Source organism: Chamaesiphon sp. OTE_20_metabat_361, from assembly GCF_031364565.1.
In genome coordinates this window covers 1-11620 of the sequence record NZ_JANLWO010000780.1, presented here as the reverse complement: position 1 = coordinate 11620, position 11620 = coordinate 1, and the positions used below count along the sequence as shown (strand labels likewise).

11 protein-coding genes are annotated in these 11620 nt (G+C 43.7%); 7 read left to right on the top strand and 4 right to left on the bottom strand.

Features of this window, described 5'->3' with window-relative positions; translation table 11 throughout:
* Positions 1-36: 36 nt before the first annotated feature.
* Positions 37-1106, bottom strand: a protein-coding gene (locus RMO35_RS22085; protein WP_309744345.1) for an ISKra4 family transposase whose coding sequence is annotated in 2 segments (ribosomal slippage) — positions 37-950 and positions 950-1106 — 1071 coding nt in all. Because the reading frame shifts where the segments join, the coding sequence is not laid out codon by codon here.
* A gap of 153 nt (positions 1107-1259) precedes the next feature.
* Here RMO35_RS22085 and RMO35_RS22080 point away from each other — a divergent pair.
* From RMO35_RS22080 to RMO35_RS22050, 7 genes are all read left to right on the top strand, one after another.
* A complete protein-coding gene (locus RMO35_RS22080; RefSeq protein WP_309744343.1) occupies positions 1260-1394 on the top strand; it encodes a hypothetical protein in 135 nt (44 codons plus the stop codon).
* 388 nt (positions 1395-1782) lie between these two features.
* Positions 1783-2898, top strand: coding sequence for a tyrosine-type recombinase/integrase (locus RMO35_RS22075; RefSeq protein ID WP_309744341.1), 1116 nt, complete (start codon positions 1783-1785; stop codon positions 2896-2898).
* A complete protein-coding gene (locus tag RMO35_RS22070; RefSeq protein ID WP_309744349.1) occupies positions 2891-3751 on the top strand; it encodes a DUF6262 family protein in 861 nt (286 codons plus the stop codon). The genes RMO35_RS22075 and RMO35_RS22070 overlap by 8 nt, the downstream gene beginning before the upstream one ends.
* Positions 3744-5051, top strand: a complete 1308-nt coding sequence (gene dnaB / locus RMO35_RS22065; protein WP_309744339.1) for a replicative DNA helicase — start codon at positions 3744-3746, stop codon at positions 5049-5051. Before RMO35_RS22070 ends, dnaB begins: the two co-directional genes overlap by 8 nt.
* Before the next feature lie 160 nt (positions 5052-5211).
* Positions 5212-6171 carry a tyrosine-type recombinase/integrase gene (locus RMO35_RS22060; protein ID WP_309744347.1) on the top strand — a complete coding sequence of 320 codons (960 nt, stop codon included), beginning with the start codon at positions 5212-5214 and terminating at the stop codon, positions 6169-6171.
* A gap of 281 nt (positions 6172-6452) precedes the next feature.
* The gene (locus RMO35_RS22055) at positions 6453-7469 is read left to right on the top strand and encodes a tyrosine-type recombinase/integrase (protein WP_309744337.1); all 1017 of its coding nucleotides are present in this window, start codon (positions 6453-6455) and stop codon (positions 7467-7469) included.
* A gap of 100 nt (positions 7470-7569) precedes the next feature.
* Positions 7570-8358 (top strand): tetratricopeptide repeat protein, encoded by a 789-nt coding sequence (locus RMO35_RS22050; protein ID WP_309744335.1) that lies wholly within the window; start codon positions 7570-7572, stop codon positions 8356-8358.
* Between the two features lie 17 nt (positions 8359-8375).
* Here the strand turns inward: RMO35_RS22050 and RMO35_RS22045 are convergent, their stop codons facing one another.
* From RMO35_RS22045 to RMO35_RS22035, 3 genes are all read right to left on the bottom strand, one after another.
* Positions 8376-9497 carry a tetratricopeptide repeat protein gene (locus RMO35_RS22045; RefSeq protein ID WP_309744333.1) on the bottom strand — a complete coding sequence of 374 codons (1122 nt, stop codon included), beginning with the start codon at positions 9495-9497 and terminating at the stop codon, positions 8376-8378.
* A 210-nt stretch (positions 9498-9707) separates the two neighbouring features.
* Complete coding sequence (locus RMO35_RS22040) at positions 9708-10115, bottom strand: hypothetical protein (protein WP_309744331.1); 408 nt, start codon at positions 10113-10115, stop codon at positions 9708-9710.
* Positions 10112-10942, bottom strand: coding sequence for a ParA family protein (locus RMO35_RS22035; RefSeq protein WP_309744329.1), 831 nt, complete (start codon positions 10940-10942; stop codon positions 10112-10114). Before RMO35_RS22035 ends, RMO35_RS22040 begins: the two co-directional genes overlap by 4 nt.
* Between the last annotated feature and the right edge of the window lie 678 nt (positions 10943-11620).

The window sequence follows — 11620 nt, the reverse complement described above, 5'->3', positions numbered from 1 at the left end:
GACTATCGTCTGGTTTGGGAGCATCCCACTTTTTATTTAGCGATCGCTAATTAATCTGTTAAGGTAGGCACAGCGATGGGCTAGTACTTGAGGAACATTTTCAAATTTCCACTGTGCCCCAGATATTTTAGTGCGACGGTCAATCTGTTTAATTGTAGATTCAATCGCGCCAGAGCCAATTGAACAAATTTGTTCGGCTTGAAAATAATCATAATTAATTATGCGGTGACGATGTTTCTCTAAATAAGCACAAAAATTCTCAGCTTGTTTGAGAGTACAGTCACTAAATAATTCAATAGTTTCATTAACTTTTCCTCGCCATAATAGGCTTCTAGCTGTGAATAATCTTTGATTAGAGCCTCCAATCTTATGGAGATTTTCCATTAAATGAAACCAATCAAGAATCTCTCTTCTTTCACGATCGGTTGCAAATTCTTTAATAACATTCCAAACTCCATCATGTCCACCTCCTAAGCAAGTAAGAATTGGTGCTAAATTTTGATTGTTCACCCAATTAATTATGCTCCCATTTTCCTGAAATGAGCTGGCAATTGCTTGTCGATCGTGTAAGACTGCTGCTTTGTATCCTTTCCAGCTACACGCCTCTCCTTCTGGTGTTCGGACTCGAACATTCCCTCCATCTACACTCACTTCTGACACTGGTGACTCAGCGGATGGCAATTGAAATTTCTGTTTGTGAATTAACCTTTGTTGCGCGCTTTTTGAGATCTTCATGCCCGTGAGGTATTCTACTTCTTCTGCTGTCCTTTCGTAAGAAATTGATGCGCTTATTCTTAAACAACATGCTTCCAAGTATGGACTAATTTGTGAGTGACTTTTTAGATCCAACTTCTCAGCTTGATTGCTAGTGATTACTAGTTCTCCAATTATACTTTTGATTTGTCTTTTGTATCCACCACTTTCTCTTGTGACACTTTTGATAAAAAAACTCCCACTCCTGGCATCACATGTTCTTGCATGGCATCTCTTACCGCTTCTTCTATTTTCCCCAAACTAGTTAGTTGCTCTTTTGCTGTATTTCTATACAAAATTTCGGCAATAGCTTGACTGTGTGCTTCAATTGCTTGTTGTTCTTCTGGTGTCATCACATTACCTTGAATTTACTCGCTTTAATTATCTCAGCATTATGCTCGATCTGCTCGATCTAGAGGTAAATTCCTTAATCCTTCCACTAGTACAAAAGGTTTACTTGTCCCGATCGAATAAAAAGTGGGATGCTCCCCAACATCCAGACCACAATGAATACTTATGTACATTTAACTGAAGACGATTTACGCAATGAATATGACAAATACTTAGCGACTAAGGAGCATAGTCATGCAACATCAGAGCGGACAAGATCGATCGCCAACACCAGAGAATCAAATCGTTAGTTCAACAACGATTACCTGTCCTCAATGTGGCAGTGCTGAGGAGCTTAAAAACACCATATGTAATGGTATTCAAAAATGCTATTGTAAGAGATGTCTTTACTATTTTAGCCCTTGTAGTAATGACGACGTATGGTTAGTATCGGATTTAGGTTTAAACTTTCCGATCCACGAGCGAAGAGGAGAAAGTGTAATTAACTTTCGTCCCATCGAACAAGAATGGCTCAAAAATGCCAGTAAGAAATTTATTAAATATAAAGCTAGTAGCGGAGTAAGCCTGAGTTTATTAAATCATAATCTCATCGGACATAAAGAGTTCTCATATTTTTTGAGAGCGCACCCGGAAATACATTGTTTTGAGGACATAGATCGCTCACTCATCGTAACATACATGGAGGAAAATCAATCAAAAGGATTATCATCACAAGCAAAAAATAGTCGGCTGGTTAGTCTAGCTAATCTATTTGAAACTGGAACCGTTAATGGCTGGTTTGTACTCCAGCCATATTTAATCAGAAAAGAAGACTATTCTAAATACGATACAAAACCATTACCTCGCTATATTCCATCTGAAGTAATCTACAACCTTAACCAACACCTAGATAGCTTACCAGAACCATTAATGAGAATGGTATTAGTTATTCAAGAGTGTGGACTACGGATCGGTGAGTTGTGCCAATTACCATTAAATTGTCTGAAACAAGATAGTAAGGGTGGGTGGTTTATTCAGTTTATGAGATTGAAAACAAAACGTGAAACTACTCTACCCATATCGCCAGAACTCGCTCAGATTATTAAGCATCAACAAGAGTATATCAAACAATGTCTGAGTACAGATTATGAATATCTATTCTGTGCGAGAAGATCGGGGCAGAAAAAATTCACTCCGGTACCATCAGTAATGCTAAGTCAGGCTTTTGTTCGCAATCTAAATATATTGGCTGATAAATTTGATATCTGCGATCGATCGGGTAAGCGATGGAAATTTCAAAGCCATCAGTTTCGGCATACTGTCGGCACTGGGATGATTAATAATGGCGTACCACAGCACATAGTCCAACGTTTTTTAGGTCATATGTCCCCAACGATGACATCAGTATATGCCCACATTCATGATTCTACGCTCAGAAATGAAGTAGACAAATATCTCAGTACCAAGATTGTCAACATTAATGGCGAAGTAATTCAATCACTCACTACAGAATTAGATGACGATTCATCCCTCCAATGGTTAAAAAAGAAGGTTCTAGCCGAAACTTTACCTAATGGTTATTGTAGCTTGCCCGCTCAATTAACTTGCAACAAAGGTAACGCCTGTCTAACATGTAGCGACTTTCGCACTACCATAGAATTTCTCGATCGACATAAACAACAACTAGAAAGGACTAATCAAGTATTAGAAGTCGTTCAAGCCAACGGTTGGGAGCGACAGATTCAAGTTAACCAAGATGTCAAAACCAATCTAGAAAGAATCATTGCTACTCTGGAGACGAACCTTGATGTCTAAAGAGGATGGCAAGGCTTTGAGAATAGCTGCTCTCAAAGCTGCTGCGGTAGCCAAGCAACAACGAGCTGCTGAAAATTTAGATAAAGCTATTAATCAGCTTGTCAAAAATAATGAGCCGATGAGCTTTGCCAATGTAGCGAGAGAAGCTGGTGTGTCAATTAGTTACTTGTATAAATATCCAGAGGTTAAGGTACGAGTTTTAGAGCTAAGAAATCAGCAGCAGCAAGCCGGAAAACCCCATCAACCTCAAACTGCTTCTGATGCCTCTAAAATCGTCATTATTAATGAGCTAAGAGAGAAAGTTAAAAAACTTGAAGCCGAAATAACTAAATTACGCAAAGTAAACGAGGGCATGGCAGGAAGACTTTACCAACTTCAGGATATGCAAGTCATGGTAGAAAGATTGACAGTGGAGAACGAAGAACTAAAAATCCAAGTAACCGGACAGATAAAAATACCTGGGGAGACAGGCTCACTTTTAGGATCTGCTCATAATATTACATCGATTAGCCAAAGGCAGAAATCACCCGTCAGTGACGTAATCAAAGCTGAACTAGCACAGTTAAATATTTCCCTCAATAGTACTCTAACCAAAAGAATTAAAGCCGCGACAGAGGAACGAGTTTTAGCTGCTATTACTGCCCTCAAAGACCAACTGACTAGAGCTGAAGTTACCAATCCTGGTGGTTGGTTAGCTACTGCCATTCAAGATGGGTGGACGGCGGCAAAAACTATTACCACTCAACCGCAGCAAGAGATATTTACCGTGTCAGTCGAATCACAACCTACAACTAAATTAATTTCCTTAGATCGGCTCAAAATATTAAATAATATCTTCCAGAACGATGATTGACAAATTACCACCATTGAATATCGAAGTTGAGGAAAATATTTTAGGTGGAGTGCTATTAGATCCTCATGCAATCTTGAGAATTATCGATATCATTAGTTCTGAAGCTTTCTATATAGAATCACACCAACTTATTTATCGAGCAATTTTAAATCTATACGAGCAGCAACAGCCTACAGATCTGCTAGCCGTTAGTAGCTGGCTCAAAGACCATAAACTCTTGAAGAAGATTGGTGGCGAAGCGAAATTAGTTCAATTGTTAGAGCGGACTGTTAGTGCCGTTAACATCGACCATTTAGCGCGTCTGGTTCAAGAGAAATATCAACGTCGTCAATTAATTGCTACTACTCAGGCTATTACCGATCTAGCTTATGATACCGCAACTCCAATCGATCTAGCTCTGGAGCAAGCGGAAGAAAAGATATTCAATATTAGCACCAACAAAGCAGACCGTTTTCAACCAGAAACTATCGAACGTTGTCTGACTGATGTATTCAATCAGATCGGTCGAGATTCACCACCATTGTACCCGACGGGATTGCGAGATTTAGACGGACTGATTGGAGGTCTGGTCAAGCAAGATCTGATTGTGATTGCTGCTAGAGCTTCGATGGGTAAAACTTGGCTGGGATGTTATTTGGCTAATTATCTAGCAACTACTCAACAGCAACCAGTAGTTTTTTTTAGTGCAGAGATGTCCAAGTCTCAGTTGACCAAACGATTCTTAGCAATGCACTCTGGGATAGATTCTCAGCGGTTAATTAGGAATGAGATCTACGAGCATGAATATGAAGCATTGGTAGCTGGATTAGAGAAATTAAAGCAACTACCGTTAATTATTGATGATACTCCTGCCAGCATTCAAAATCCCTCACGAATGCGCTCTGTTTTGAGAAGAGTTAAATCTGAGCGAGGTGATTTGGGATTAGTTGTGATGGATTATATTCAAAAGTTAGGCGATAGAGCCGCAGGTAATCGAGCGCAAGCAGTGGGTAAACTCTCTGGAGCCTTCAAGGATATTGCCAAGGAGTTTGATGTCCCGTTTGTGGCATTGGCGCAGGTGAATCGTGGGGTCGAGAGTCAGGCTAATAAGCGTCCTGGGATGGCTGATATTAAAGACTCTGGCGATATCGAGCAAGATATGGATGTAGGACTGTTGCTGTATCGAGAGGAATATTATGATGCTACTACTGATGCTAAGGGGCTGATGGAAATTAATGTGGCTAAGAATCGGAATGGGGCTACCGGAACTTGTCGGGTGGTGTTTGAGCCGACTGTGGGTGGGTTTAGTGACAAGGGGTAGTAGTTTGACGTTGGAGAATCTTTCATAACGTGAAAGTGCCTCTAGGCGAGTACTTGAGACAACGTGGGTAAGATAAAATTCATTGTCGCGCTCTTATTTTGCGCTAGAATAGGTGTTTGAGTAGCAAGTAAAGTCGCTCTCTGCCTTGCCTATGAGTTCCCTGCGAATTCTCGTATCCAAACCCATTCCAGTACCCAAATCACCTGAAGTCACTCGTTCTTCAGACCTTCTTGCTGACTTCCTCCGACTAAAAATTTCTGCCAATACCAGGCGAAACTACAGCAAGGCGATTGCTGATTTTTGTCGTCGTAACTATGACAGCGAAGTATCCAACGACCTTCTCACTCAATTCCTTTCCTTACATCAGCCAGAAGCCGTCTATCAAGTCCTCCAGTACCGACAACTGCTGATTGAGGCTAAATTAGCCCCCAGCACAATTAACATCCGGCTTTCGGCCCTAAAATCCTTCGTCGATTACGCCCGTCAAGCAGAGCAGTGTAGCTTCAATCTCGCCGATGTGAGTTGCTTGAAAGTGGAAAGTTATGGTGATACCACAGGGATTGCTGTAGCTGGGTTTAAACAGATGCTCCAAATTCCAGACCGCAGCACCATCAAAGGTATTAGAGATTATGCCATCCTGCGATTGCTTTGGGACAATGCCTTGCGCCGGAATGAAATCTGTAGCCTGGATGTGGGTGATTTCGACAAATCTGGGCGGTTATCGATTTTGGGGAAGGGGAAGATCCAAAAAAGCCAGATCGACCTATCGCCAGCAACTACAACTGCGATCTCACAATGGTTGACTGTCAAAGACAACTATCGATCGTCCGATCCTCTATTCACCAGCCTCGATCGCCGCAGTAAGGGACATCGGCTGGACGGTAGTACTATTTATCGCTTGGTGCGAGAGTTTAGTGCAGCAGCGGGGATCGATAAGATAGTCTCTCCCCATCGGATTCGGCATAGTGCCATCACCGCCTATCTTGATGCCAGCGATGGTAATATTCGAGCCGCTCAAGGTTTGAGTCGTCACACCAATCTCAATACTCTCACTCGCTACGACGATAACCGTCATAAATATCAGGCGATTGCTACTAATACTTTGGCAGATCTAGTTTAAATTTATCCCAGTACTGAAGATTATCTTACTTTTCCACCTCCTCAAATCGGGGTGGATCTGTTGGCTTTTCGAGCGAAAACATCAAAATTTTAGAATCGGCTCTAAGCAATGTCTGGTATAAATTACAGAAAAAACATATACCGCTAATACACCTTAGCGGTATATTTAAAGAAGCCCCGAAACAGTGAAGATTTTTCAGCGAAAGATGTCGAGTATGAAATCTTCTAAATTACTCGGATGATCGATCGCCAAACTATTCCCAAATTTCACGGCGTGCAGCTATGGATCGACCAACTACTTCAATCACTACCACCGCCACTTTCATCCTCGATGCCAATGAATTAATTAGGGTATTTACCAACTTCCTCCAATTCGATGTGGCTTCCGGTGGTGCTAGTGCCGAAACCATCCGCACTTACTGGTGCGAAGCGAAACAGTACTTGCTCTGGTGTGAAGCCAATCAACTCCAACCCCTAACTGTGACGCGGGATGCGATTAAAATCTACCGTCATCATCTCGTCCAACAAAAATATAAACCCGCTACCATTGCCCTTAAATTAGTTACCATCAGTCGGATGTACGATGCAGCGATGGAATATGGACTGCTCTCTCAAAACCCCGTCTGGGGCGTAAAAGCACCCAAACGACGCGGCGATCCGGCTGACTCGATTACCTATCTCACGGCGGCGGAAGCCCAAACCTTACTTCAAGCTCCACTGACTAAATCCACACCAATAAAAGTCCTCCGCGACCGCTTCTTGTTGGGGTTGATGACATTGGAGGGGGTAAGATCGATGGAAGTTTATCGAGCTAATGTGGGCGATATCGTGCGCTCTCCCACGGGGGTGGGGATTACCGTGATGAGTAAGCGACAACAACGAGTCGTACCGCTGATTCCCGACTTGGTGGATTTACTAGACCGTTATTTACTCGCCAGGAGACAGGCTAAATTTATTACTACCGCTGTTACGCCGCTATTTATCAATCTTCACCATCCCCGCCATCAAATCGACCCAGACCGAGAAGATCGCCGCTTGTCGAGACGGGGGATTAGATTCGTTGTCGATAGCTATCTCACCGAACTCAACCTCAAGCATGGGGATGGACGGACTCTCTCGGCTCACTCTCTACGGCATACAGCGGGGACTCTCGCGATTCAAAATGGGGCATCTTTGCGCCAGGTGCAGGATTTATTGGGTCATGCCGATCCCAAGACGACGGCAATTTATACGCATATTGGAGATCGGTGGACGAATAATCCGGCTCTGAAGTTGGGGATTAACCTCAATCCCGAATAGAGGTCGAGCGCATCTACAGCAATCGGAGCGAGGAAATAATCGGGTCATCAATACCCTTGCGGAATTTGTGATATAAGTGAACTACTTAAACCTCAAAATTATGTCAGAGCGTTCGTCAAAACGAGACAATTACCTTATTACCCCAGATAGCTATATTACGCTCGGCAATCATCAATCCCAAAGTGGAAATTATGAGCGTGCCTTAGCTGCTTATGACTGCGCCGTGCGACTCGATCCTGGCTATGCCAGATCCTATAACTATCGCGGTTCATTCAAGTATGCGAATTTGGGTGATATCCAGGGTGCGCTGGCAGATTTCGACTCAGCCGTTAGGTATGACCCCGATTATGCCGTTGCTTATGCCAATCGCGGTTTGCTTAGGTATCAGCAATTAGGTGACATTCCTGGAGCCTTAGCCGATCTCAATCTATCGATCCTCCTCAACCCTCGCGATGCTTCGACGTACACCACTCGCGGTTTGATTAAATATGACAGACTTGATGATGTTGAATATGCTCTAGCAGATTACGATCTAGCGATCTGCGTCGATCCTAACTTTGCTCCGGCTTATAACTGTCGCGGACTGTTAAAGAATGTTAAATTGATGGATATTTCAGGTGCCCTGGCGGATTACGATCGGGCGATCGAGCTAGATCCTACCTTATCTGAAGCTTATTATAATCGCGGTACGCTCAAGCATCAGGAACTTGCAGATCGGTTGGGGGCATTGGTTGACTATGACAGAGCGATCTCCCTCGCTCCCAATTTAGCTGCTGCTTATTTTGCACGAAGTCTGCTCAAACGTAATCTGCTCGATGACGTTCGAGGGGCAAATTTCGATCTGGATCGTGCAATTAATCTCGATCCTAATATTGTCGATGCTCCCTGAACTATCCTGTCGGAAAACTAGTTTTTTGGGCGTGGTTTGTAACCTTTGAGTTCGCGAACTAGGGACATTGCCTCATCAGTATTAGACTGTTGCTGTTGTTGTCGATAGATATTTGCAGCGGTAATCAAATCGGCGATCGCCCCAGCTTTGTTGCCAGTTAACTTCCGTGCCAAGCCCCGATTGAAGTAGGCATCGGCATAGTTCGCGTTGAAGGCGATGGCATTGGTGTATTCGGCAATCGCCGCCTTCTTATTGTCTTTGAACTTATCGCCGCCCCGCTTGTAAGCAGCGATTGCTCTTTGCTCGAACTGACTTTTTGGTGCTACGGTAGCTAGAATCGGTGTTGCTGGTTGAGCCGCAATTTTAGGTTTTGTTACATTTGGGGCAACCACTCCTAAAACCTTCGTTTCTGTGACAACAGGAGTAGCGATCGACGATCGCTTGTTACTCGCTAGCCTGAGAGCTGGTTGGTTAAGTTCCACAGGTTCGGCGGTTGCTACTGGCTTTGGTCGCTCAGGTTGACGAGCGACTGGAGGAACGATCTTCGACGCTGCTGGTTTTACGACGATGAGTGGCGTATTTCTGGTAGCTTCGCATCTGCTCAATTCGCGATTTGCCAATTGATATAGATCGGTTTTATGCTGCTGTCTGGCAAGCCGAGCGGCTTGGCGTAAATCTCCCATCCCGATGTCTGCGTCATTCATTTTGCTGCAACGAAGAATGCCGCGATTGAGGTATGCCTTAACGTAGGTAGGATCGAGTTCGACCGCTCGGTTGTAGTCTAAAAATGCACCCAATGGGAAATTCAGCCGATTTGCTCTAAACAAACCTCGGTGGAGATAAGCCGTCGTGAAATTTGGTTCGAGATCGATCGCCCGATTGTAGTCGGCTAAGGCTCCTTGGCGGTCGCCTAGCTTATCTTTGAGCATCGCTCGCTCGTTGTAGTTATCTGGCTCGTTAGGATTGGTGGTAATTTCTCGATCTAATCTGCTGACCTCGGCTTGCACTTGGTTGCGATCGCGCCAAGATAGATCTCCATCAGCCGCGACTGCTGGTGCTGTGGCGAAGCCCGCTACTCCTCCAATGCTAATAATTGCCGCAATTCCCATGCTACAGGTTTGAATCCTGATATTTTTCACGATGAACTAACTTCTCCACTAATTACCCAAAACTCGCGATAGATAGTGCTATCGATCGCTATCATGCCACGCAGCAATTTAAACCGCCTTGGGTAAATTAGCTTAAATCAAGACCGCTCGAAGATTAACACGCCAAGTTTTCTGCTTGAGATGACAGTGCCTGGAGTCGTTCGCGGAGCGTCGGCTGTGCCGAATCGACATCAACGCCAATTAGTGATTATGTTTGAGCAAATTTCCTAGTTGGGTAATTCGGCTTTTGAGATTTCCCATCTCTTTTCGCACTCTTAATTGCTCTTGCGCTCTACTCACCACGTTCGGCAATGTACCTTGCGCTTGAGCGATCGTAAACAGAGCCTCTAGTAAAGTTTCTGCCGTGATGCTCTCCTGTTGACAGAGTGCATCGATCTTCTCTTTGATCGCTACCTGCAATCGGATCGGCTGTTGTTTGGCGATCTCTGGATATCGGGCTAATAAACCTCTCAATTCGTCTAGTTGAGTTGCCGGGGAATTAATGGGTGGGAGATCGGCGATCTGTGTTGTCTCTGTTAGGATATCTACTCTCGCCTCGGTTACTGTTGGTTGCGATTGACGATTTTTGATGTCATTGATGAGGCTCATAACTTAATTAATTTTTGGTATTTAGGGGCTAAACTGAGTTTGAGTTTCTGGATGATTTGCTCGATCGGATATTCTAGATGCCCAGCTCCCAAATCTGTTGGGCTAACTTGCTTATCGATCGCCTGTTTAAACACATCGCTCTCTAAAATATGCGACAACATTAAATCTGCACCCGCTACCGTACTCATCGCTTCAATACTACTGCTGGTAATTTTGGTTGGCTGTCGTCCTACCCATTTTGCCCGAAATGGGACTACTCCCAGTAGCTCTCGTCCTGGTAAGGCTGACTTAAACTCCTCGATTAAGGCTAGTGTCCTTACTAACGATTGCACTCCTTTGGTTGAAGCCTCGGCGGGAATCAACCATTTATCCGCCGCTCCCAATGCGGTTTGTGCTAAGTGACTCCGCTCTGGTGGGGGGTCGATAATAATCGCGCCAAACTCTCGTTCGAGTGGTTCGAGTCTTTGGCGCAGAGCAAACAAACTCATTCCACCAGCGGCTAATTTGTAGTTGGCTGCTTCTAATCCATCGTCGGCGGGAATTAGAAACAGATTGCTATTGTCAACGATCGGTTTTTCAGTGGTTGGAGGTACCTGTACGATCGCATCGACCGCACTGAGTTTTGAATCAGATAGGGTGATGACTTCTAATAACGTTGGTTGATTTTGCTGGAGATCTATGCCTAAAAAGGCAGTCAGACTCGATTGAGGATCGGCATCGATAAATAAAACGGGTATCCCCAATCTGCCTAAGTATCGCCCTAGCATGAGGGCTACGGTCGTTTTCCCCTGACCCCCTGCCAGTCCTAGTGTTGAGATAATTGGCATTGGTTGCGTTTTTAAATTTGCACTATTATATGCTAAAACAAATAATTAAAAATACTTTGATACTAATTTACTTTAATATTAAAGTATGATTGAGTCACGATCTTTTCGGCAGCGAACGAGAGCCAGCTAGCCGAAGCTTTTGCGTCGTCTCAAGTCGCTCGGCTTAAACACTACACTATTCATTGCTATTATTCAAAGACGTTTTCCTGATGCGAGAGTCACTTTGTTTAACGCAACCCCAACCCTAGATTGTGCGATCGTGGTAGACTAGACAAGGAAAAGTCGAACATACTATTCTGCTCTAAAACCATTATACAAATGTATAAAACTACTTTTGTATAATAGTTGAGAAGTAACCCCCTTCCATTGTTTTAGCAGGTAAAACCTTATGGTAAATATTGCTATTATACAAAAGTACTTTTGTATAATCTATTTAAAGTGTTATTACTCTAACGTATTCGATCGTTAACTGATGGGGGAAACGCAGAATTCGGACAAAATAGCACGCTAAGGCTGTAAGCCTTTCTCTAAAACACTTACAGAACATCACTTCAGCATCTTAGATAATCGCAACGATCGAAACTGTCCAGCCCCAGTCGCTTTATTTTGTCGCCAAACATAATCGCCAGTCAGATTAATATGCTCCCAACCCAGCGGCGATAAATATGGCAACAGCTC

Bases quoted from the DNA above. Each gene is read 5' to 3' on its own strand.
- RMO35_RS22080 (WP_309744343.1), top strand. From the start codon at position 1,260: ATGAATACTTATGTACATTTAACTGAAGACGATTTACGCAATGAATAT.
- RMO35_RS22075 (WP_309744341.1), top strand. From the start codon at position 1,783: ATGGAGGAAAATCAATCAAAAGGATTATCATCACAAGCAAAAAATAGT.
- RMO35_RS22070 (WP_309744349.1), top strand. From the start codon at position 2,891: ATGTCTAAAGAGGATGGCAAGGCTTTGAGAATAGCTGCTCTCAAAGCT.
- dnaB (WP_309744339.1), top strand. From the start codon at position 3,744: ATGATTGACAAATTACCACCATTGAATATCGAAGTTGAGGAAAATATT.
- RMO35_RS22055 (WP_309744337.1), top strand. From the start codon at position 6,453: ATGGATCGACCAACTACTTCAATCACTACCACCGCCACTTTCATCCTC.
- RMO35_RS22050 (WP_309744335.1), top strand. From the start codon at position 7,570: ATGTCAGAGCGTTCGTCAAAACGAGACAATTACCTTATTACCCCAGAT.
- RMO35_RS22040 (WP_309744331.1), bottom strand. From the start codon at position 10,115: ATGAGCCTCATCAATGACATCAAAAATCGTCAATCGCAACCAACAGTA.
- RMO35_RS22035 (WP_309744329.1), bottom strand. From the start codon at position 10,942: ATGCCAATTATCTCAACACTAGGACTGGCAGGGGGTCAGGGGAAAACG.